General features: G+C 40.1%; 26 protein-coding genes. 9 read left to right on the top strand and 17 right to left on the bottom strand.

What is annotated here, in order from left to right; genetic code table 11:
- Position 1: 1 nt before the first annotated feature.
- The 9 genes from AHMF7616_RS25570 to AHMF7616_RS25530 all read right to left on the bottom strand — a co-directional run bounded on the left by AHMF7616_RS25570 (position 2) and on the right by AHMF7616_RS25530 (position 8,077).
- Positions 2-1,282 (bottom strand): argonaute/piwi family protein, encoded by a 1,281-nt coding sequence (locus tag AHMF7616_RS25570; RefSeq protein ID WP_115375845.1) that lies wholly within the window; start codon positions 1,280-1,282, stop codon positions 2-4.
- 458 nt (positions 1,283-1,740) lie between these two features.
- Positions 1,741-2,052, bottom strand: coding sequence for a hypothetical protein (locus tag AHMF7616_RS25565; protein ID WP_115375844.1), 312 nt, complete (start codon positions 2,050-2,052; stop codon positions 1,741-1,743).
- Positions 2,053-2,377: 325 nt separating this feature from the next.
- Positions 2,378-2,986 (bottom strand): recombinase family protein, encoded by a 609-nt coding sequence (locus tag AHMF7616_RS25560; protein ID WP_115375776.1) that lies wholly within the window; start codon positions 2,984-2,986, stop codon positions 2,378-2,380.
- A 558-nt stretch (positions 2,987-3,544) separates the two neighbouring features.
- Positions 3,545-4,894: a sensor histidine kinase gene (locus AHMF7616_RS25555; protein WP_115375843.1), complete on the bottom strand. Its 1,350-nt coding sequence runs from the start codon at positions 4,892-4,894 to the stop codon at positions 3,545-3,547.
- Positions 4,894-5,919 (bottom strand): ATP-binding protein, encoded by a 1,026-nt coding sequence (locus AHMF7616_RS25550; RefSeq protein WP_115375842.1) that lies wholly within the window; start codon positions 5,917-5,919, stop codon positions 4,894-4,896. The genes AHMF7616_RS25555 and AHMF7616_RS25550 overlap by 1 nt, the downstream gene beginning before the upstream one ends.
- Complete coding sequence (locus tag AHMF7616_RS25545) at positions 5,909-6,322, bottom strand: anti-sigma regulatory factor (RefSeq protein WP_115375841.1); 414 nt, start codon at positions 6,320-6,322, stop codon at positions 5,909-5,911. The genes AHMF7616_RS25550 and AHMF7616_RS25545 overlap by 11 nt, the downstream gene beginning before the upstream one ends.
- On the bottom strand, positions 6,306-6,704 hold the full coding sequence (locus tag AHMF7616_RS25540; RefSeq protein ID WP_115375840.1) for an STAS domain-containing protein: 399 nt from the start codon (positions 6,702-6,704) through the stop codon (positions 6,306-6,308). Before AHMF7616_RS25540 ends, AHMF7616_RS25545 begins: the two co-directional genes overlap by 17 nt.
- Positions 6,705-6,712: 8 nt before the next feature.
- Positions 6,713-7,573 carry an STAS domain-containing protein gene (locus AHMF7616_RS25535; protein WP_115375839.1) on the bottom strand — a complete coding sequence of 287 codons (861 nt, stop codon included), beginning with the start codon at positions 7,571-7,573 and terminating at the stop codon, positions 6,713-6,715.
- 162 nt (positions 7,574-7,735) lie between these two features.
- On the bottom strand, positions 7,736-8,077 hold the full coding sequence (locus AHMF7616_RS25530) for a response regulator (RefSeq protein ID WP_158546262.1): 342 nt from the start codon (positions 8,075-8,077) through the stop codon (positions 7,736-7,738).
- On the opposite strand from AHMF7616_RS25530, the gene AHMF7616_RS25525 reads away from it, so the two are divergent.
- Positions 8,060-8,320 carry a sensor histidine kinase gene (locus AHMF7616_RS25525; RefSeq protein ID WP_115375869.1) on the top strand — a complete coding sequence of 87 codons (261 nt, stop codon included), beginning with the start codon at positions 8,060-8,062 and terminating at the stop codon, positions 8,318-8,320. The two genes, AHMF7616_RS25530 and AHMF7616_RS25525, sit on opposite strands and share 18 nt — an antisense overlap.
- Positions 8,321-8,478: 158 nt before the next feature.
- On the opposite strand, the gene AHMF7616_RS25520 is transcribed toward AHMF7616_RS25525, so the two are convergent.
- The gene (locus AHMF7616_RS25520) at positions 8,479-9,219 is read right to left on the bottom strand and encodes a hypothetical protein (protein ID WP_115375837.1); all 741 of its coding nucleotides are present in this window, start codon (positions 9,217-9,219) and stop codon (positions 8,479-8,481) included.
- 259 nt (positions 9,220-9,478) lie between these two features.
- On the opposite strand from AHMF7616_RS25520, the gene AHMF7616_RS25515 reads away from it, so the two are divergent.
- Positions 9,479-9,733 (top strand): hypothetical protein, encoded by a 255-nt coding sequence (locus AHMF7616_RS25515; protein WP_115375836.1) that lies wholly within the window; start codon positions 9,479-9,481, stop codon positions 9,731-9,733.
- Between the two features lie 3 nt (positions 9,734-9,736).
- Here the strand turns inward: AHMF7616_RS25515 and AHMF7616_RS25510 are convergent, their stop codons facing one another.
- Positions 9,737-9,982: a hypothetical protein gene (locus tag AHMF7616_RS25510; RefSeq protein ID WP_115375835.1), complete on the bottom strand. Its 246-nt coding sequence runs from the start codon at positions 9,980-9,982 to the stop codon at positions 9,737-9,739.
- A 220-nt stretch (positions 9,983-10,202) separates the two neighbouring features.
- On the opposite strand from AHMF7616_RS25510, the gene AHMF7616_RS26255 reads away from it, so the two are divergent.
- A complete protein-coding gene (locus AHMF7616_RS26255) occupies positions 10,203-10,454 on the top strand; it encodes a hypothetical protein (protein WP_147275797.1) in 252 nt (83 codons plus the stop codon).
- On the opposite strand, the gene AHMF7616_RS25505 is transcribed toward AHMF7616_RS26255, so the two are convergent.
- The 3 genes from AHMF7616_RS25505 to AHMF7616_RS25495 all read right to left on the bottom strand — a co-directional run bounded on the left by AHMF7616_RS25505 (position 10,420) and on the right by AHMF7616_RS25495 (position 13,178).
- Positions 10,420-11,490: a replication initiation protein gene (locus AHMF7616_RS25505; protein ID WP_115375834.1), complete on the bottom strand. Its 1,071-nt coding sequence runs from the start codon at positions 11,488-11,490 to the stop codon at positions 10,420-10,422. The genes AHMF7616_RS26255 and AHMF7616_RS25505 overlap by 35 nt on opposite strands.
- A gap of 565 nt (positions 11,491-12,055) precedes the next feature.
- The gene (locus AHMF7616_RS25500; protein ID WP_115375833.1) at positions 12,056-12,418 is read right to left on the bottom strand and encodes a hypothetical protein; all 363 of its coding nucleotides are present in this window, start codon (positions 12,416-12,418) and stop codon (positions 12,056-12,058) included.
- Between the two features lies 1 nt (position 12,419).
- Complete coding sequence (locus AHMF7616_RS25495) at positions 12,420-13,178, bottom strand: ParA family protein (RefSeq protein ID WP_115375832.1); 759 nt, start codon at positions 13,176-13,178, stop codon at positions 12,420-12,422.
- Between the two features lie 243 nt (positions 13,179-13,421).
- On the opposite strand from AHMF7616_RS25495, the gene AHMF7616_RS25490 reads away from it, so the two are divergent.
- Entirely contained in the window at positions 13,422-13,787 is a 366-nt protein-coding gene (locus tag AHMF7616_RS25490; protein WP_115375831.1) for a GIY-YIG nuclease family protein, read from the top strand.
- A 240-nt stretch (positions 13,788-14,027) separates the two neighbouring features.
- On the opposite strand, the gene AHMF7616_RS26250 is transcribed toward AHMF7616_RS25490, so the two are convergent.
- On the bottom strand, positions 14,028-14,246 hold the full coding sequence (locus AHMF7616_RS26250) for a hypothetical protein (RefSeq protein ID WP_147275796.1): 219 nt from the start codon (positions 14,244-14,246) through the stop codon (positions 14,028-14,030).
- 488 nt (positions 14,247-14,734) lie between these two features.
- Here AHMF7616_RS26250 and AHMF7616_RS25485 point away from each other — a divergent pair, with 488 nt between their 5' ends.
- Positions 14,735-15,043 (top strand): hypothetical protein, encoded by a 309-nt coding sequence (locus AHMF7616_RS25485; RefSeq protein ID WP_115375830.1) that lies wholly within the window; start codon positions 14,735-14,737, stop codon positions 15,041-15,043.
- A gap of 285 nt (positions 15,044-15,328) precedes the next feature.
- Here AHMF7616_RS25485 and AHMF7616_RS25480 read toward each other — a convergent pair whose 3' ends face one another.
- Positions 15,329-15,598, bottom strand: coding sequence for a hypothetical protein (locus tag AHMF7616_RS25480; protein WP_115375829.1), 270 nt, complete (start codon positions 15,596-15,598; stop codon positions 15,329-15,331).
- 2 nt (positions 15,599-15,600) lie between these two features.
- Positions 15,601-15,954, bottom strand: coding sequence for a hypothetical protein (locus AHMF7616_RS25475; protein WP_115375828.1), 354 nt, complete (start codon positions 15,952-15,954; stop codon positions 15,601-15,603).
- Between the two features lie 171 nt (positions 15,955-16,125).
- Here AHMF7616_RS25475 and AHMF7616_RS26595 point away from each other — a divergent pair, with 171 nt between their 5' ends.
- From AHMF7616_RS26595 to AHMF7616_RS25455, 4 genes are all read left to right on the top strand, one after another.
- On the top strand, positions 16,126-16,389 hold the full coding sequence (locus AHMF7616_RS26595; protein WP_262511753.1) for a helix-turn-helix domain-containing protein: 264 nt from the start codon (positions 16,126-16,128) through the stop codon (positions 16,387-16,389).
- Between the two features lie 332 nt (positions 16,390-16,721).
- Positions 16,722-17,669, top strand: a complete 948-nt coding sequence (locus tag AHMF7616_RS25465) for a hypothetical protein (RefSeq protein WP_115375826.1) — start codon at positions 16,722-16,724, stop codon at positions 17,667-17,669.
- A gap of 5 nt (positions 17,670-17,674) precedes the next feature.
- Positions 17,675-18,301: a nitrilase-related carbon-nitrogen hydrolase gene (locus AHMF7616_RS25460; protein ID WP_115375825.1), complete on the top strand. Its 627-nt coding sequence runs from the start codon at positions 17,675-17,677 to the stop codon at positions 18,299-18,301.
- Between the two features lie 101 nt (positions 18,302-18,402).
- Positions 18,403-22,284 (top strand): Ig-like domain-containing protein, encoded by a 3,882-nt coding sequence (locus tag AHMF7616_RS25455; protein ID WP_115375824.1) that lies wholly within the window; start codon positions 18,403-18,405, stop codon positions 22,282-22,284.
- The last annotated feature ends 3 nt before the right edge of the window (positions 22,285-22,287 follow it).

The raw sequence follows: 22,287 nt of genomic DNA, 5'->3' as shown, positions 1-22,287 counted from the left end.
ATTAAATAAACCAAGCTGTTTTTTGTGAAATTCGGTTTTCAGGAATCCTACCATTTTCAAAATGTACTGCAAACTCAGCAATCATCTTTGAATACTGAGTTGTCACAGGTTGACTTTTTTGTTTAAGTCCTTTCCAATACAATCTAGAAAACTCATAAACTTGACTCAGTAGCTCTTTATGGCTAAAACCCCCAGTTTCAGTATTATACAATTTAACTTTGATAGGATACTCCTCTGCACTAATTGGTTTAAGTGGATTTTTCCAGTATCTTTGATTATTGAATAACAGATACTCGTTACTAGTTTTTCTTAATCTAACAAAAGTTCCACTAATGGGCATCCCGTAATTAAACTTTACATCAAAACATATATCTGTACTTACTTTTGTATCATTTACTTCTATCAATGCAAAAGGAAGATTAAACCTGAATTCATCTCTAATCAACTTATCAATCCTATCTACATCTTCTTTGCGAGGTGGTTTATAGTAATGTATGACTAGTCGATCCGGAGGATTATTTTGGTTAGCTTCTAAAAAATTTTGAATCGAGTTCTTTAAAGCAATTATTAAGTCATTTCTATTATTGCCATTAAAGGATTTAACATGCCTAAGCTTTCCACTATTATCAAAATAGACAGCAGTTCCTAGAACAAGATTTTCTTCAAAATATTCTTCATTAAAACCAACAACTAATTCATTATATGGTTTTCTTTTAAGTTTCCAAGGTATGCCACCAACTTTAGCTAAAATGGCAACAGAAATATTAGGAAGATGATAATGAAAATTTGCTCCGTTTATTTTTGTACTATCTATTGATTGCGAAGCAATACTTTTTTTTAAAAGTTTTTCTTTTATTAAATAATATAATTTGTTATCTGATAAATCTGCAGATTCTTTTGAGAAAGGTAAAATTACCAATGCAAAGTAATCCGCATATGATTCATTTGTCAGTACGCCATTTATAAAATTATTGAATTCATTTAATAAAGATTCTTTGTTTGAATATTGCAATCTTTCATTAGCAATGTTCACAGAAATACCAGCATAGCTCAATAATCCTGGATAATGTTTATAACCTTGCTTTATATATGAAAAAAGATTGTTAGCTTGTTCTCTATTTTGATAAATAAATAAAATTTTTAAATTGTCTGCTATTCCATTTGGCACCTCGTAAGGCCCACCATCTCGCATTCCACTTGCCGCATTAACGTCAGTCAAGCCCTTACCAAATAGTATTTGGTTTTTATCAAAATCCACTTGATCAACATCAGCTGGATGCACTGTTTTGAATCCTCCACTCTCAAATCGTAATCCATTCTCATTATCAGATTCATTTAATAGTATAGAATAGATGTCATTAATAGTTTTAAAATGATTTTGATAAAAATATTTTTGAGGTTTATTTCTAATATTTAATTGTTTTCTTTTGTCTGCATTTGCTATAATTAATCCATTTTGATTTCCAATGTTGAATTTTGCTCTTTTTATGAATCCATCTTCTGAATCTACTATTTTTAAATGATCAACTTCACTATTAAAGTCATGTTTAATATTACTTATTAGAGTATCAGTACTTCCGATACTTAATGATATTTCATTTTCATATGGAAATATTACAACATCAAATCTAGTATAAATAGCCCATTCTGAGTTATAATTATTTGTTTTTTGAAAAATTGCAAGATCTACACCTGTAGGAAAAGGCTCTATTAAGAAATTTTTTAACGAAAAAATCTCTATTAATTTTTTTTAATGTAAGCTCTCCTTAAAAATGGTAATTCTAAATACTTTATGTCTAATTTTTTAAAGTAAGTATCAGGAGTATGTGAGTTATTGAAATCAAAATATACTTTAGACTTTGCATTATCATGAACTTCTGGTAGTTGTTGCTTTAAATGAAAGATAATGTTCTCAAAGTCATTATTGGCAATTTTACTGAACAGAAAATCTGCATTTTTAGAGAACAATAATGGTTGCTTAACACTTAGTGCCAAAATAAACTGTTCTATTGAAATCTTATATTTTAACCTATTTATGATTAAGCTACTCATGTCTTTTATTAATCGTTTAAATTCAACCTTCTATATTTGCATAATCGTGTTAGTCATGTAGTACTGGTCAACAATGATGAACTTTATTTAACCGCACAACGCTTTCAAGATTATTTCAATTGATTTCAGGTTTTTCCAATTCTATTAAAGATACTGTTTAAATCCTATTTAAATATATTTCCTTTTGATTCTTCAGGCCTTCTCCCCCTTCTGTAAACTAATTATTAAAACTTGGAACTGAAATCTTTTAAAAATATTCAACTATGCTTTTTCAAATATCTCTTTTTCACTTTTGGATTCAATTACAAAACTGAATAGATATGAATTATTGACTTTTTCTCTTTTTTACAAATCCCTTTACATCCACACCTGCAAATTCTAATATTTTATAAAGTGTAGGTTGGCTTTTAATATGGAACATGCTACGAATTTCCTCGGTACTCCTATTATTCTTCTCGTACACTTCTTTCACTTCTGGTGCTATTCTTTTATAACGTTCGTTTAAACCTGAAGGCCTCCCTCCTGTTCTTCCTCGTGCCCGAGCGGAGTTTAAACCAGCTTGGGTTCTTTCCCTAATGATGTTGCGTTCATGTTCTGCTAGAATGCACATAAATTGAAAGAACAAATTACCCATAGCAGTGGTTGTATCAATGGCTTCGCTCAAGGATTTTAGATTTACTTCTCTTTTCTTCAGCTCTTCAACTAATTGTATTAGTTGCACAGTATTTCGTCCCAAACGATCCAGCTTCCAAACTACTATCGTATCCCCCGGTCGGGCATAGTCGAGCAGCTTTTCAAATTGTGGCTTGCTGGCTTTCACACCCGAGATTTTATCGGTGAATATTTGTTTGCAGCCTTCGCTCTTTAATGCGTCAAGTTGTAAGTCTAAGTTTTGGTCAAGGGTGGAAACCCGGGCATAGCCAATCTTGGTCATCTATGTAAGAAACTCAATGGAAGAAAGTAAAATACATTTAGAAATAATACATAGCAATATAAACAAAATTTTAGTAAACGCTTCAGTTATTTGGCACTGTGTAGAAAAACCCTCGTTTTTTTACACAGTGCCAAAATCGTCTATTCTTCTCTTTTGGGTTATATCGGTTAAAAATTATAATTAATGTTTTGGATACTTACCCAAGTATAGCAATTGTTTTTATCTCACGAATACCGTCTAATAAATGCAAAAATGGTTTTGATTTGTGAGATGATCCTTTGAGATTGGATATACAGCAAAAAAGACCTAGTGTAACCAGGTCTTTTCAATATCTTTTTTCCGTCGTTTCGTGAGACGAGTTTGGTCAACGCATTTCTATACAACTCAATTTTAAGTAGCTAAAATAGAGGTCCTAGAGAAAAGCTTTTCAAGTTCATGCTGACTTACGTTTAAGCGCCATATTTCGTCTTTCCATCTGCCTTGTTGTCTTTCTTATTCAACGGGGCTTGCACCGTCAATTGATTTTCGGATGAGACATAAGTAAAATATATCTTTAATTCAGGATAAAACCAGTTCTGCAATCGGCCAAGTAAAATGAAAAACGGTGCCATTCCTACCCGTTGATTCGACCCAAATAGCGGTGCCCTTTAACTGCATAATTCTATTAACAATAGACAACCCTAATCCGGTGCTGGAATTGCGGTGCCGGCTACCTGTTTGGTAAGCTTCAAAGATCCTATTTTGATCCTCCAAAGGAATGCCTTGCCCATTATCAGCAACAGATATTTGCAGAAAGGAATCTACCCGCTGGCAGCTTACTTGAATCAACCCGTCCGGTTTGTCATTGTACTTAATGGCATTACTAAGTAAGTTGGTAAAAATCTGTTGCAGGTAAATTTCTTCGGTAAACAGAACGGGTAAGTTTTCAGTTACTTCGATTTTAATGTGAGCTGGCCCGTTTAAAAAGCTAATAATTTGCGGTAACAACTCTCCTAAATCTACTCTATTTTTATTAATGGTATGCCGTCCCATGCTGGAATAAGCTAATACATCCGTAATAAATTTATCCATGGTTTTGGCTTGGCCCAGTACCATCCCGATGGACTTCTTTACATTTGTAAAGTTATTTTCCTCTAAATCCTCGCTTATAATACTCGTTAAGGATAAAATATTAAATAAGGGAGATTTTAAATCATGCGAGATGATGTAAGCAAATTTATCAAGCTCTTGATTAATAGCCGTAAGTTGCTCGTTAGCTAAATTTCGTTCCTGTAATAGTTGGGTTATCTCGTGATTAGAAGCTTGTAACTGCGTATTTAAATTTTGAATTTCGGTTAACTGATGCTCCACTTCCATATTCTTTAATCGTAGCTGGTCGAGTAGTTCTAGCAGCTGCATGTTTTGATTTTTTATCTCTACGTAGGGAGAAACGCTTGCTTCGCTGGCAAAATGTTGAATCCAGCCTTGTATGATAGCATTATTGATGGGCGGATGGTTATGAGGGATGGCTTTATGCAGCTTCACCTGGGTTCCTTTTTCACTATCACTTTCAATAAACAATTGTTCTACCAGTTTCTTAGAATTATAGATACCCCAGCCTTTACTAGAGTATGGCCGGTAATGGTTCGCTAACAATTCTTCGACGTTGGCAATGCCCCGGCCCCGATCACTGATCAACGCCTCTAAAAATAATCGTCCTTTATTTTCTATAAGGTTAAACCCAATCTGACCGTGACCCACGTGTTCTAATACATTGCGGCAAATTTCCGATACAGCAGTAGCAAATTTCGTCTGCCCAGCCATCGGTAAGCCACAAAATCCCGCTAATTGCATGGATCGTTTGTAGGCTAAAACCACGTCTAGCTCGTTTTCTATCTTTATTTTAATAACTTCCTTTTTCATTTTCATTAGGGACGGGTTCGGCCCACCAGCACTAAGGTGTCATCCGTTTTTCGGGTAAATTCTTTATAAATTACCGCCGCAATGATGCTGGTATCGTGTTGCAGCAAGTCCGGGTATTTGGTCAAATCCCACCGGCTTTTTAAACCATCGGAATGCAAGATCAAAATCTGCGTATTGTTCCAGACTATTTGATGATCATTAATGGTATTAGGCAGATTATGCCCCACGATGCCATTGTAAGACATCACACTTTTTGCTCCATCCGACGCCAAGACTCGGCCCGCGATATTACCTACTCCGCAATAAGTGAGCGTATTACTTTTCAGGTCAATACTGGCAACGTTCATCACTGCGCCCCGGGTTTTGAGCATATCGCTGTGTATTTTCCGAAGCAGCATACCGGGAGGAGAGGGCGTTTGCTTTTGAAAAGAAGCTACGGCGGCACTAGCAGCGATGTGCGCATTCTCCCCATGACCTAAACCATCAACCGCTAGAATTTGACAAACCCCGTTTTGTTGCACCATGGTCCAGCCATCACCGCATTCGGATTCACCCGGTTTGGCTACCATGACCGCGTGGAAGTCAAATTTACTGCGTTGACTCGCTTTGGGTTTCTGACCTTTCTTATACAAACGGGCCAAAAGCACCGTCCCCGACTCCCGGCGAGAGTAAAGATCAAATTCGTCGGCTACGCGTTTAATCGCGCCTAAGCCTTCTCCCCGGGAACCATAAGTAGAAGTGCCATCCTCCAGCATTCGCTTGGGATCCGACATCCCAGGCCCTAAGTCCAAGCAAAGTATTTCAATGCCTATAATTTGATTTTCATTGGTTATCGGTTTGGCCAGAATCTCCCCCCCCTTTGGCGTATGCTTAATCAAGTTACTGGCCATTTCGGCAATGACAATATTAACTTTGCCGATTTCTACTTCCGAAAGCCCAAAACTGCTAGCCAGTTTAGTAATATCCCTTTTTACGATATTTACAAAACTTCGATCTACCAATTCAAACCGCACGTGCAAGTTATAATCCATTCTTCCAGCGTATGATCGTTACCGTGGTTCCTTTTCCGGGTTCGCTTTTAATATCAAATTCGTTGGATAAGCGCTTTGCTCCGGGCAAGCCTAAGCCTAAACTGCGCCCCGTTGAGAATCCATCCTGCATGGCTAATTTTAAGTCTTTGATGCCAGGTCCTTTATCCGCAAAGGTTAGCCGGATACCTTTAATGTTATTTCTAACAACTACTTCTATGGTACCCGTTCCCCCCTCGGCATAGCGGAGCATGTTGCGCACCAGTTCACTAGCGGCGGTAATAAGCTTCGTTTGCCCCACTAGACTCATGCCAATTTTGGCCGCTAATTCTTTCGCTCGGTTCCGGTACAAAATGACATCGGGCTCCCGCTTTATCTCGAAGTTTTCCTTAGATAATGTCATCATAGAGATCTTCCTCGTCGGTTGGTGTAGGGCCAATTTTTTTACGAAGAAGTTCCATCCCCATCTCTACGTCTAAAGCCGTATGTACCCCGGACAAGGTTAAACCTAATTCTACTAAGGTTATAGCTACTGCCGGTTGCATGCCTACTACTACTGTTTCGGCATCCATTATTTTAGACATAGAAGCAATATTGCCCAGTATGCGCCCCATAAAAGAATCAACGATACTTACCGCCGAAATATCAATCAGTACGCCCCGGGCTTCCGTGCGACTGACCATATTCATTAAATCACTTTCCAAGGTTAAAGCCAGGCGATCGTATAAATCGACCTGGATGGTTACGAGTAAAAACTCGCCCATTTTCAGAATGGGTATTCTATCCATGACAATATCTAACCTTGAAATTTCTTTTCGCCCCGACGTACTTCTATATTCAGCATGCTATAAGCTAATTTAAGTGCACTGGCTAAGGAGGCTTTGGTATGGATATTAGAAAGATCAATACCTAAGTGCACTATGGTTTGGGCAATCTCGGCGCGGATACCGCTGATAATGCACTCTGCCCCCATCAGGCGGGTGGCACTTACCGTTTTGATTAAATGTTGCGCAACCAAGGAGTCAACCGCGGGTACGCCTGAAATATCCAGAATAGCAATCCGGCTACCGGTCTCCACAATTTTCTCCAGCAAGTTTTCCATTACAACCTGGGTGCGGGCGCTATCCAGGGTACCAATAATGGGTAGAGCTAGAATGCCTTCCCACACCCGAATCACCGGGGTAGAAATTTCACTGATCTCATCGGTTTGCCTTAAAATAACCTCTTCTCTTCCTTTGATAAAAGTTTCCGTGGTGACAATACTCAAACTATCAAGCATATTGCTTATCTCAATAGTCTCCTGATAAAGTAGTTGAAAATTATCCTTTAGCTCTTGTTGTAAAATCTGGTTAAAGGTTTTTTTGAGACTAAATACAAAGAGGCTAGTTTCCCGAGGCGTAAAGCCTTGGCGCGCCCGAGTAATGGACAAGTCACTTAATATATCAATAACTGGTTGTAAAGATTCTGCTTCTAAATCTGTGGTACCCATATTTAATGCCTTTAAAAGGGCATTTAGTAAGTCCTCGGATTGGGTTTGGAGATCGTCATTCGAAATTAAATCTTCCCGAAGGGTAGCGTCCGCCAGCTGATTGTTCATCCAGGCTTCCAAAATTTGTTTTTTCTTTTTCTTCAAGAAAGAAATGGTTGAAGATTGCATAAGTTAGTTGAGTGAGAGTAAAAGGTATATATGAAGCAGATCCAAAACTTAATTTTGTTATCAGCTGACTCTAAAAATGTGATCTTCAAATTTAGCTATTAAGTTATCAATACATATTAATTTATATAGATTCTTTTGCTATTAACAAGTAATTAAGTGCCGTTATGTAGTTAGCGGTTTTTCAATACAATCAATTACCGGGTAATTATTAGCCCGGACCAGATCCATGTGATGTCTGAAACTACTAACAATAACGATCTTGATATCCGCACTACTTAAATCGGCCGATGTTTGAAGTTCGTCTAGAAATTCAAAACCATCCATAACGGGCATATTCAGGTCCAGTAGAATTAATTCCGGACATTCTTCCTCTTGACATACGCGCTTTACAATTTGTAGGGCTTCTAATCCGTGAGCAGCCGTTAAAACATCTACTCCAATCCCGGATTTCTTCAGCGTTCTTTGGGTTAAGAAAGTAGCAGTAGCATCATCATCTACCAACAATATTTTAATGCTATTAAATTTACGCCTGATCAGGGTACCATTGCCCTTACCCTAGAGGAGCGGGAATCTACGATCTTTATCACCGTAGCCGATAATGGCATTGGTATCCCGGAATCTGTACAAGCTACCTTATTTGATAAATTCACCAAAGCCCGTCGTCCCGGTATTCGGGGAGAAAAAAGTGTCGGCTTAGGTATGTCCATCATCAAGAATATCGTGGAATTACACGATGGCCGTATTTAGTTTGAAAGCCAGGAAAATAAAGGCACTACTTTTTACATTGAAATACCTAAGGAATAAATTACCTGTCCGATAAGTACCGTTATGTTAAGTGAGAAAAGTTTGATCTGGCTCTGTTATTAGCATTGATTAACAGAGCAACCTTTTCGTACTTATTTCTCCTACCATAATTGGTAGACCAGGTACACGTTGAGGGTCGGTAACCAGCCGTGTTGCTGGTAAGCCGCTCCCACTTCCCGGTCAAGTACCTGGTACAAGCCTTTAGCCAAAACCGTCCGATCTATCCCCGGGCGATTGGACGAAAAAGAACTACTCGACGTGATGACTTTAGCCAGGCTAAGCTCTCCATCAATGCGCCACCGGGGATTAGGTAATGGAAATTGCCGGCCGTACAAAGCCCCCAGTAGATACAGGTTCGACTGCATGGCAAAGGCAAAAGCTGGTAAACCTTGGGGATCAAACCCGGAGAAATCCCGTTTAAAATAAATGCCTAGGGCATCCGCCGGCGTTACCCCACCGCTTTGCAGGTGAATATACTGCCCGTATAACCCGGTGTAACTTTTCGGAAAGTGGTAGTTAGCGCTTAGGCTCAGCAGAGTGCCTCCCCGAAAGGATTTCGCAATCACTCTACCTAATTCCTTATCCAAACCAAAAGCTTCCATCGAGCTCCGGATAAAGCGGTCATAAGGCTTGGTAAGGACGCCTACCTGTAGTCGGGCAGCAAAACGATGGGGGAAGCGGTAGCTGTAGCCTACGTTATATTGCAAGGGAATTTGGGTGCCAATAAAGAAAGAATGAACCGGGTATCCCAACGGATCTGCCTTCATCCCGGATGGCTGCTCCTGAGCCTGTAAGCGGAAGGATAAAACCAGCGCCCAAATCAAGCAACCTATTATTTTCATACTTCTAAATGGATTAAAGAAAGAGCGACTGACAGAAGCCTCAGCGATGCTATTATTCAGGAAAGTAGACCAGATGGTTACTCCAGGCTTTTAAACTATATACTGGTAGAAGCGTTTATCGTTACACGCAAGTCGAAAGGTCTTATAACGTCGAAGAAAAAATAACGAATGCGGCACTAACCTTTCGGAATGCTTGCAGTATAAATACTTTATTGTATAAATACGGATACTTTAAACCAAGCGGCAGCCGGAAAGAGGGATGGAGAAATTGAAAACCAAGCAAGCCATATACGAGTATTTGATTGCCCCTTCGCCCTTGTTTCTCAAACAAGTGGTCGATATTGCCGAAACCAAAACTTATATCCTGGTGATGGACTCCCGAGAAATGAAGAAGCGAGCTATTCCGGATACGGTGATTGAACGCTTTGAAAACCGCTTGCAGGATTTATGCCAACATAGTTGCAACTGCCAAGACTACGATGGGGTCAACTATTTACTGATCCCTAAAATCTAGCGTTTAACGATTTACCCGCGTGGATGGCACCTGGCTAGCCAGCAAGGTTACTATTTTAGCGCGTACTTCTTCCAGGGTACTTCCCCGGGTAATAATATGGGGCAATTCGACGATCTTACCAATGATGGTACCTCTGCGGCCTTTTTGAAAGGCAATGGTTAATTTAGAATAATGCCTGTTTTTACCCGTACTTACGGGGACTATTAAAAAGGATAATGCTTGTTTTGGATGGCGTACGCTTAAGCTCATAACTTCGTTATTACTTGCGCTAGATTCTGAAGCAGGCCTTAAATTTTTACCGGAAAAGCCCGGGGAATTGGTACCTTTACCCCCGTAAATTTGGCTTGCTGGTAAATAGTTTCGTAGTCGGTTTTACCTCAGGAGAGTAACTAATCCGGAAAGCGCAGCACTCTCTATCCAACCAGGTTAGACCACGCCATCTCGTTCATCCATTTAAACCCGACTCTGCTTGAAAATAGAACTACCCAATGCCTTTGGCAACATTTTTATTTCCATTAGTTATGATGCTCCGAATGGCTGGGTATACAACAACTGGCAAGGATACCAGACCCTGGAGAGCGTCATGCAGGGCGCGAATGCTTGTTTGGAGATTATTCAAAAGTATAACTGCTCCCGACTTTTTATATTTATTTGTCAGATAACCCCTATTATGATAAATAGGAGAATTATTGTGATAACCACAATTTATACTTTACACTAAATTTTTCCTTTAATACCATTACTGAATGTATGCCAGCGGTACGATTTAGCTTTAGATGCATTTTATCTACAATTATATCATTGTTTAGTTTATAGAGTACCTTATTTAACTCAACAATAGGTACTTTCTCTATCACAACTTTGGCTTGTTGCTCAGTTAAGCCATACTCTACTAAACGCTCAAAAGGTCGTCTTAATTTATCTGGTAATAAGATGCTTATTTCCGGCTCTGATCTTAGAAGGGTATTGGTAGTTGTGGAACCATGCTCTAATTTATCAAATAAACTTAATTGAGCTTGTTTGGAGAAATCAAACCGTATATGAGTGACAATTCTCCCTTTTCTTTCTAAAGTATAACGAACCGTTGGTTCACCATTAAAATCTTTGAAGGCATTGGATCTAACTACTTCTTTAAAAGAAGGTTCTAAAACAAACCTTCTAAAATCGGAATTTTGATATGACGTTTCTGGAGTTTCTCCCAACATTATATTTTTAAATTCTTCAAAAGGCTCTCTCCGGTACTTGGATTTAATGTTTTCATATGATTTGAGATACCAAAATAAACGGTGAGAATAGCCAGATTTTAATTTTAGTAATTCTTCTATTTCACTAATTGTATAGTTTTTCTTTAGATCTATGAGATATTTTTCAACATCAGGGTGGAATTGGCCGGAAATAATACCTTTTCCTAAATCTAATCCGCAGTCAATTACTACTTGGTAATAATGAAAGCCTTTTTTCCTTTTGGAATCTTCCGGATGGGCATTAATTTTTTTAGCCATAAGCTGCATACAAGCTTCATGAATAGCTTCATAGGCACTTCCACCTTTATAATTAGTAATCAATGACATAGGAAATTCAATTCTTTTTAGATTCTTATCTTCTTTGTCAATTCCAGCTAGCAGTAATGTAAATATTTTAGCTTCTATTGCTCCAAACGTTAAATATGATCGAACAAGAAAATTACCTTGTGCAATAGTCCCTGAACTCTTTACTTTTTTAGTTGACTTTAAAGCAGTTGAATGTTCCATTGTCATATTACTGAAGTTATTTGCAAAATAACATTTTTCTAGGAACAGAGAAATAAAATTTTTATTCTGCTTCTTTTAAGACGTCATTTTTCTCTGTTCTTATTTTCTTTATTTTACTATTTATTCGAATTTAATTATTGTAGTCTTTTATTTGAAATCGTCAAAAAACTCTGTTCAAAAATGAAAATGGTTTTAAAGTATTTAACTTTTTTATTTTAAAGTGTTTAAAGGTATTTATAAATGCATAAATATTTGATTAATAAATAGTTATATTTAGTTCCACAGAGAATAATGACGTTTCCACAGAGTTTTTTGACGATTAAACAGAGAATAATGACGATTTCCACAGAGTTTTTTGACGATTAAACAGAGAATAATGACGAAGTTGAGGTTTGAAGAAGGAGTTTTACTTTGATGAACAGAGAAAACTGACGAAATTATACTCTTATTGTTCCTAATTAATACTGTTATTATAAAGTTTCGTCAGTTTTCTCTGTTCATGCTCAATCACGCGTTTAAAGTTAGATTATTAGTGTGCAAACTTTTCTTATGCGTATACCACAAATTTTAATTATTTTTTACTGCCTTTTTTCTTCTTTCTAGAAAGATCTTCCAATCTTTTAAGCTCCTTTTCAGGAAGAGGTCTTATAGCCGATTCTTTATCTTCTAGGAATCTAATTAAAGCCAGTTCTACGATTTCAGTGATAGTTGCCCTCTCCCAATACTCATACTGTCTTACTTTCGCATATGTGCCTTTAGAAATACGAGTCGAAAAAGGTGTTAATTCATTTTCTACTTTCATTTCATGAATATCATTTTTTTCGTGAGTTACATTTGCTTCATCCATTCCAACCATTTCTTTATCAAAATTAGATAAAGCATGGGTTGGCTTAACTAATCCAGCGAAACTCTTACTTTTCTTTCCTTCAGCCATATTAATTTATCCGTTTTAATATTTCACTTGTTAATTCATCATAATCTTTAGCACCATTACTTTGAGGAGCATAGTTATAAATAGATTCTTTTAGGGCTTGGCTTTCTGCAATACTTACATTATCTCTTATTGTAGTATTCATTATTAGATTACCATAGTTTTCTTTTAAACCATCTACTAAATCATGATGAATTCGTTTACGGTAAGATTTAGCATATTTTGTAAAGAATATTCCTCCAATTCTCAAATTTTTGTTACTCCTTTTCTTTAATCTCTCCACTGTATCCAAGATGGTAGTAAGTCCTTCAACGCCAAATATTTCTGGCTGTGCTGGTATAAATAAGTAATCGGTAGCTACAAGTGAAGCAAAAGTGAAGGAATTTAGAGCTGGAGGTGTATCAATTATTAAATAATCAAAGCTGCTTATATCTTCTAATCTCTCTTTTAGAAAATATTGATATTCATTTTCAGCCGAAAGCATTTTTTCATATACCTGTACCTTCAAGGAAGAAGGTATAATTTGTAACAAAGAATTAATTTTTTTTGCTACTTGGTCAAAAGACTTCTCTCCCAGTATAAAATTTCCTATATGCAAATCACTGTTTTTATCCAAACCTAAGGATAAAGAAAGATTAGCCTGTGAATCTGCGTCAATTAGCAGAACCCTATAACCTCTATTTACAAGACTATAAGCAACACATAAACTTGAACTGCTTTTCCCAACACCACCTTTAAAATTTGAAAATGAAATAACTTTCATAAATGATTTTCATGAAGTATATGAAATATATTAGTAATATTAAACATAAAAGTAGACATTATCATGAAATAAAATAATCTTATGTACTTCCATAGTGTAATTTATATCATTAGTTTCATTAATTAATTTTAATTAATATAATGATTGCATTTCACGAATAATAACTAATAAATTTTATTCATATATTTCATGAAAAACCTTACCTTTATATCAGTCATATTAATCACAATAACAGAAAAATAGATGATCACTTTATCTAAATTAAGACTTTATGATTGGTATGCTTTCCACTTGGAAATGCGGCAATATACCCGCCAGAATTTACTCAAAAAGGGGCGAATGCTCAGCCGTACTTATCTCGTTTACTTCATCTTTGAAGGCGATCCCCACTCGCCCGACTTCTCGCCCCGCTACATTGGCTGCACCGGATCCTTCTACGGACGCATGGTGAAACACCGCCGCAAAATCACGCCCCAAACGAAAGTTTATATAAAAGAATTTGCCACCAAAGCCGAAGCTTTACGCTACGAAAAGCGCAGCATTAAAGCCTGGCAACCGGCGCTCAATATCAAGTACAACACCTGGTGGCAATACGATTTAATTGGTTAAAAGCCGGGCTCCCTCAAGATCCGTTCCCGGTGCGGACCCGCCAGTACGAGTGGTTTCCATTACTAAGATTTTTACTTAACTCCGGGATCCCCATCCGGCGTTCGCCTTTATGGGCGAAGCAGCTTTAGAGCCCACTCTACAACCGAAAAAGGGCTATGGGACGTAATCACCCCAACGTTGCAGTCTAAATTCCGGCTAGAAACAGGGTCCCTGGCACCGCCTCCCTAAGCGCCTATCGGCCTAATCCGGGTGGTTCGAAGTAGCTCCCCAGGGGAGCGGCGAATGCCCGAGGCGCCTGTTACCATTACGAAGATTTTTACATCTGGGCGAAGCGTGGCTAAAAGGGGGAGGAGAGGGGGTATTAGCGCGCGAAAAACAACCAGTAGCCATCCAAAATCCGGGGCTATTTTGCCGCCAACGGACCTGATGGCGCGGTAAATCGGGGGCCCTGGTCGCCAAACCATACCAATAGGGATGATTTTACGAGCGGTATTTCCAAGTGCAAAGCAGTAAATGGTTGATAAACAGTGTATTAAAGAGAATAGCAAAAAATGCGGAATGCTTCCCGCTCCAGACCCCGTCCCGCGCTAAGTTAGGGGTACAATTGCACTCACCCAAACAAGGGATATCTGAGCAGCCCTGACCGTTCGCCGTCGTCTTTAATGGTGGGCGAAGGAATGCCGCAAAGCTGGTTACAATTTCCAAGATTTACGGATGCGAGTCCGCAGACAAAGCGCGGCGAAATGGGGCAGGAGAGAAGGTATTGTCTCGCGAAAAATAACCACCAAAGATTAGAAATAAGGAGCAATTTAGCCTCAAATGGACCCAATGGCGCAGTAAAAAGCTAGCAATTATCGCCAATGTCAACGGAAATGTTGACATTTAAGGGGTGTATTTCCGGGGGTAAACATGTAAGTTGCTGATAATGAGCATAATAAAGAAAGAGTATGCAAAAAAGCGGGATTCTTCCCGCTAAACACCACGTCCCGCGCTACGCTCGGGGCACAATTGCGCCTACCCGAAAGCGGCTATCTGAGGCGCCTGATCCAAGAAAAGGCGGCCAGAACCGTTCGGCCTCCGCGGTAATTTACCTGGTTTGGCCTAGGTTCCTTCCGCCCCCCGGTTGTTACCATTGCGAAGATTTTTACCAGGGTAAGGGCGGCGAGGGCGGCCGATTAGGGGCTGGCTGGGGGCCTGCTGGTACGGTAAGAGCCCGGGGCAGAAAGGGTTTCTCGGGCCAAAGCGCTACTTTTTAAGAGCAATTAGCGGCTCGTAGCGCCAGAACAATCGGATAGCAGTAGTATTCAGCAGTCCTCTTTCCGGGAGTAAACAGGTAAGTACTTGATAATGCCATCGTTGCAGATAGAATACTAATAAAATCAGCCGAAATCCCCTTTAAACCCCCGACACGCGCGGCGGAGCGGGCACAAGGGCCCGCTTAAAAAAAGCGGATATCCGAAAGGGGAGGAGGGGGAGGAGTTCGCCGAAACAAACCGGATCCTACGAACTCCTCTCCCTGGTTGTCCTGGCGGAAGCGGGAACTAGCTTTCGCGTCGCGGGACGCCCGGGGGCCAGTTATGCGCGGCCATGAACGCGTAAAAGTGTTCTTCGTCCACTAAATCCGTTAAGGAGAAAGTATCTTTGGTTTCAATGGTGAGATCATAATAGACCCGGTTCCAGGGACCCACTTGGCTGGCTTCTAAAACCCGGGAAACATACTCGGTCCAGGAGCCATTCTCCAAGCCTAATTCCTGCACGGCCTGGTATTCGCGCTTATCCAGTAAGAAGACTTGTTCAAACTCCTGGAGCATACTCACCGCATCTTCGGGCAGTAGTAAACTCGGGGCAGTAGCAAAGCGACTGCTTTGTTGATTGCCCCCTGATCCAGCACCACGGGTACCAAGCCGAGCCGTTGGCTCTCCCAGTAAAAGCCGACGGTTAACGCGTAGGGTTTGCCCTCGTGGCGAAACTTGACGCCCGAAAGATGCTGTAACGCTTTAAAGCGGTACTGCCCAAAGGGCGGAGACTCCGAGCCATCGGGGGCTTCATCCGTGGCGTGGACGGTGGCGAGTACCAAGAGTAAATGGGCGGCGGGGGTGGTGTATTCAACGGTGACTTCCAGGGCGATCTCCTGGCCTTTGTGAGTATCTAGTAAGGTAAGGAACATAAAGGTTTAACTTTGGAGTGAATAAGATAAAAGCCGGTTTCGCCTGGTGAGAAGGCAACTAATTGCTTCGCCGGACCAGGAGCCTTGTTCCGGAGTTAAAAAGCAAAGATAAGAAATACTACACAGCATGTATGCTGTGTAGTAAAATTATTTTGTGCGGATTTTCGGGGAGTGGAGCAGCAGGAAGCCAGTGCCTATTTACGTGCCTTTGGCCAGCATCTAAAACAGTTGCGGGAAACGCGTCAATTGACGCAAGCCAATGTGGCCTTTGAAGCCGGCTTATCCGTGTCGCAAGTGCAGCGGATTGAATACGGGCAGCATAACTTTACGGTCTTGACCTTAGTGGCCTTAGCCCGCGCTTTAGAGATACCGGTGGCACAGTTACTAGCGTTTCCGGGTTCCATTATCCGTCAAGAGAGGACCGGCTCCCATTAATACGACCCTTGCCGATTAACAGTAGTCTCAAAACAACCAAAACCTTCTTATTTATCATAATAGGGGTTATAGGAAATAATATCAGTTACCTCTTTTATGTAGTGTAGTCACTTTTCATCAGAATTTCGCAAGAGAAATCTATACAAACTGCATAATATAATATTATATATATAACATGTATTAATATTTGTAGATTGATATTGCATTCTATTCTACCTAAAACACCAATACGTCACAATTTCCATTTAATTTAATACTTACTTAAGTGCTACACCAAGTAATAATTACTTTTGGATGAGATAAATGTTGGATAAAACTTAGAGCGCGATACCATGCTAGGCGCATATAGTAAAGTGAGTTATTCTTTGGTGTCTGCTTCAAAGATGGAGTTTTGTTTAGTTGCGTTAGCTGCGGCACTTACTAGTCTTTCTCTTATTTACATAAGCTATATTTTTGCGTGGTTTGCCTTTTCAATTTTATTTTTTGCCTTGTTTAGGCTCCAAAAAGGACGACAAGTATTTTGTAGTGGATTCATCTTTGGCGCTGTTTCATCCACTCTCCTGAATTTTTGGATGGTACCGGCGGTACAATATTATGCTAAGGGTGGTATACTGTTGGGCATAGCTTGTTGGTGGGTTTCCGCATTAATTTTAGCCCTGGTTTATGGCTGGCAATTTGTTCTTTTTGCCAAACTCCAATTTGCTTCTTCATCCAAGTATGCTTTGGTAGCTAATGCCTTTTTAATGGCTTCTTTGTGGGCGCTAGTAGAATGGTTACGAGCCGAAATCTTTAGTGGAATGCCCTGGCTCAATTACAGTATTGGCGTTTCTCAGGCGAGTAATCTCTTTTTACTCCAACCGGCTGCTATCGGCAGTGTCTATCTGCTTTCCTTTATGGTCATTCTGACTGCTTACTTATTGGCCTATGTAATCTCTAAGAAACAATGGAAATGGCTACTTGTCCCCTTTACTATCTTTCTTAGTTATTTTTTAGCTGGTATTTTAATGTATCGGAATGTCACAGAGTCAATAAGCAATCAGCAATTTTCTAAAATAAGGACTGCTTTAGTGCTAGCTTCTTTACCTCCCGAAACAGTTTGGGACGAGAACAACGGGAATGCCCTCGTGCATAATCTGCTAAACTTGAACCAAGAAGCGGTGCAAACTAATCCGGATCTGATTTTATGGTCGGAAACTATTATTCCTTGGACATACACTCCTCATGATGATTTTTTAAAGGCTCTAGCAAAAACTACTTCTGGTAAAAAAATTACTCCCTAGTTGGGATGAATACGACCGTTGATCCAAGCACGACAACCATCCACAATTCCGCTTATTTATTCAATCCGAGTGGTTCTCTATTAGATCGATACGATAAACGGGAACTGCTGACTCTCGTGGAGAAACCATTGTGGACTAACAATATTATCTTACCTTTTTTAGCTAGTAGCGGCTTACAGATTAAACCCGGCAAAAATCACCCGGGTCTGCAAACCCCGTGGGGGAAAGCTGGCATTTTGCTTTGCAATGAATCTGCTGATCCGGCTTTAACCAGTAGTTATAGCGATAACGGCGCTTCTTTCCTGGTTAATCTGGGTAACGATGGTTGGTTTGCCAATTATTTTATTACACGGCAACACTTTTACAATAACCGGTTACGAGCAGTTGAAGCCCGGAAAGATATTGTTATTAACAACAATCGGGGCATCTCAGGCATTATTCGGGCTAACGGAGAGGTAGCCGCTCAGTTTCAGTTAAACGAAAGCAGTGTGCAGCAGGTCGATATTTACCCCAACCAAATCTTAGCTACTGATTACCATTTCTTTATTTACCTATTGCTATTTACAACCGCTATTCTGGGAAGCATTCGGCTGTATGCTTACTTAAAACTTAAATCGCATAATACTTACTAAATAAAGGAAAGGAGAACGGATATGAAGTAAAAATAACAATAGTTTATCGCAAAATTGAATATCAAAGGAATATTACTCAGAACACAAACTTATTGGTTGAAATGAAAAAAATCATAATACTCTTTTTTCTCAGTATCCTGCTTTATGATGCTGCTGCTCATACTGTGGTAACGCAAAAACGATGGCGATGGCGCAACGATAACGGATCGGAAGCTACCGCCACCTGGAAAGCTGATCAAAATCAGGTTATCAAAGTTACTGCCAATGATCAAAACATACGCCTTCGCGTGGAGTTTAGTTTAACAGTAGATAACATTTCAGGCTCAGTGGGGTACCAAACTGTGGATTCCCGGCTAAGTTATGCCACAAATTCGTCTGGACCCTTTACAAGAATATCGGCCGCAAATGCCGGACAAGAGCATTTTATATTAGCACCCAGTAATTTTATTTCTAACGGAGTTGCTACTACTCAGCAAATGCCGCCAGCAACTTCCACGGGGTATGTGGCAGGCGCTGCTTTTGATGAGACTGCTTCTAATATCAACTTTCAGGCACAAAGAGGGCAAATCCTTTCTACAGAATACGAATGGTCGATCAAACCAACTCAATACGCGCAAAAGGCAACGTATTACTTTAAATTAGAAGAGTCATCGGGGGGAGGGTACTCTTATTATGACACCCCTTTACCTTCATTGGAGTTCGACCCGATAACTGGTCCTAATGCTCCAACAAATGTAAAGGCCACCGCCGGCAACAGTAAAGTTGACTTAACCTGGGCAGCGAACGCCACTACTGACAATGTTACCGGTTATAATATGTACCGTGGTACTAGTGCTACTACAGTAACCGAAAAAATGAATACTACCCTATTGACCAGTACGACTTTCACCGATAATACGGCGGTGAATGGCACTACCTATTACTATGCAGTAACGGCCGTAAGCGCTAATGGGGAAGGCGCTAAATCCACCATTGTTAACGTCCTGCCGGAAGCACCGGCTGTTCCCCAATTTACCTCTACTCCGGTAACAGATGCTATCGAAAACGTGCCATATAGCTATAGTTTATCGGCCGTTGATGGAACAAACACTCAGTTGACTTTTACTACCCCAACTTTACCAGCTTGGCTTAGCTTGACCCAAGGACAAAATTCAGCTACCCAATTTGGAGGAACTATTAACAGTCCTGGGGGAGTAGCTGGTGATGCTAGTGGGAATATTTATGTAACTAGTTTGAGCGGTAATATCATTTATAAAATACACCAAGATGGTACTACTTCCTCTTGGTTTACCCGCAGCACAGGATTGGTATATGCGATGCAGGTCTACCAAGATTACTTGTATATTTCTAATTTTTCTCAAAATAAAATAACTCGAGTAAGCTTAGTCAATCCTAGTTCCGGAGAAACCGATGTTATTACAGGCATTTCATCCCCGCTCTCTATAGGAATTAAAGATGATTTTTTATATGCGGCTTTATACAATGGCGGCAAAATTATTAAAATAAATCCGACCACTAAAACCTTTACAGATTACGTTAGTGTTAATCGGGCCTTCGGGGTGGGTTTTGATAAGAATGGCTCCTTATATATAGCTTCTTGGGACAATCAAAAAGTTTATAAATATAATGGAGCAAACTTGTTGGATGTACTGACCGGAATTGCTCAGGCTAGTGATATAAAAATAGATGAAAATGATAATATATATGTAAGTTCTTCTAGCGGTGGGGTGCGTAAATATAAACCGGATTTATCTTCTTATATTCAGGTGAGTGCTAATACCAGTGTGTGGGGAATGTCATTAACTCCATCAGGCAGCCTTGTTTTTGGTGATAATGGAGGAAACAAAATATTAAAATTAGAAACAGGTGCGGTTTTAAGCGGCACCCCGAAACACTCTGATGTTGGAGCCTACCAGGTAAGTTTGGGGGTATCGAATGGAAAGGAAACCACTGATCAAAACTTTACCATTATCGTAAAAGATGTTACCGCTCCGACTGTCACCATTTCCTCCGGTCAAGCATCTCCGGCTAAAGAAGCTTTTGATGTTACCTTTACTTTCAGTGAAGCAGTCAAAGATTTTGCCTTAGAAGATATAACAACTGCCAATGCCACGGTTTCTAATCTACAAACACAGGATAACATCACTTTTACGGCTACAATTACTCCTGCTGCGGATGGCGAAGTAAGTCTGCAAGTAAAAGCTGGCACCTTAATCGATGTGAATGGTAATGCAAATACGGTTTCCAATGAGTTTAAAATTCTTTATGATGCTACCGCTCCAGCCGTTGTAATAAGTAGCACGGCCCCTACGGTTTTGAACAAAGCTTTTACGGTAGCCTTTACTTTTTCGGAAGATGTGGTTGGTTTTGCTCCGGAAGATGTAACCTTAACAAATGCTACGATTAGTGCCTTTGCTAAGGCTGATAACAAAACGTACACGGCTACTATTTCCCCGACCAACAATGGAAGTGTTACGGTGGCACTAGCGGCGGCTATAGCACAAGATCAGGTTGGCAATGATAATTTGGCTTCTGCTGCACTAACCCGCGAATACAATATTATTCGTCCGACAGCAGAACTGACTACCACCGCGTCTGATCCGACCAATGCTTCCTTCGCTGTAAACATCCAGTTTAGCGAAAAAGTAACGGGCTTTACGGGCGAAGATATTACGGTAACTAATGCTGAGGTAAGTGAATTTACTTCAGTTAGCGCGACAACCTATACTGCTACCATTACCCCTAAAGCACAGGGCCAGGTTCAGATAAATTTAGCCGCTAACGTAGCGGAAGATGCTGCTACTAATGGAAACGAAGCCTCAGTAGTTTTAACCCGTCTGTTTGACAATGTGGCTCCAGCTGGATACACAGTAGCTTTTAATCAACAGAAAATAGACTTTGATAACCAGACTACTGTTTCATTTAAAGTTTCCGGCGCAGAAGTAGGATCCACTTATTTCTATAGTATCACCTCTATGTCAGGCACCCCACTCACGGGTACGGCCCAGGTAACCAATGCCCAATTTGAAGTTATCGGCTTAGATGTAACTGGTTTAGCTGACGGTCAAATAACCCTGACTTTCTATCAACAAGATGCCGTTGGGAATAAAGGCCAAGAGGTAACAGATCAGGTAGAAAAGCTCACCCGTAATATTATTTCGGTTACGCCACTAGCCATTGTCCAGGTACCTATCCGTACCACGTTCCTGCAAGTTTCATTGCCCCAAACGGTAGAAGTAATATACTCAGATAATACCAAACAACAGCTTGCCGTAACCTGGCAACCGGGTAATTACAACGCTTACATGGCGGGGCAATACGAGATAGCCGGTATACTTACCTTAGCTCCGGGTACCAGCAACCAAAATAATCTGCAAGCCCGCATAATCGTAGAAGTACAACCGAATAAAGTACCTACTGGTTTGGCATTGAGTGCCACCAATTTCAACCCGAGTATAACGTCGAATGAGGCCATGGGTAGCTTCTCCACCGTAGATCCGGATGACCAGGAGTTTACTTATGCTTTAGTGAGTGGGGCAGGTGACACGAATAATAGCTTGTTTGAAATCCGCCAGGACCAGTTGTTTTTAAAATCGAATCAAGGTTTGTCGGGTCAAACGCAGTTTACCATTCGGGTAAGAACTACTGATACTTACAATAATAGCTTTGAACAAAGCTTTACTTTAACCAAAGCCGCTTACGCTAAAGCCGTAGATCAGCTCAAAATAGTGAATGCCTTTTCGCCCAATGGTGACGGCGTGAACGATGAGTGGACCGTACCCGAGCTGAAGTTTTACAACAAAGTGAACATTGAAGTATTCGACCGTTCCGGGGTAAGACTGTTTCAAACTACAAACCCCGAAAATGGCTGGAATGGCCAAAATTCAAACGGAAAAGTTCTGCCGGGGGCTTACTTATACCTCATCCAGGTAGAAGATATCAAGCTGACCAAGAAAGGCGTGGTTACGGTTTTAAAGAAATAAGTA

The sequence above is a fragment of the Adhaeribacter pallidiroseus genome (assembly GCF_003340495.1).
Classification (GTDB): Bacteria; Bacteroidota; Bacteroidia; order Cytophagales; family Hymenobacteraceae; genus Adhaeribacter; species Adhaeribacter pallidiroseus.
The sequence above is the reverse complement of the archived record's forward strand: the minus strand, read 5'-3'. Positions and strand labels throughout refer to the sequence as shown.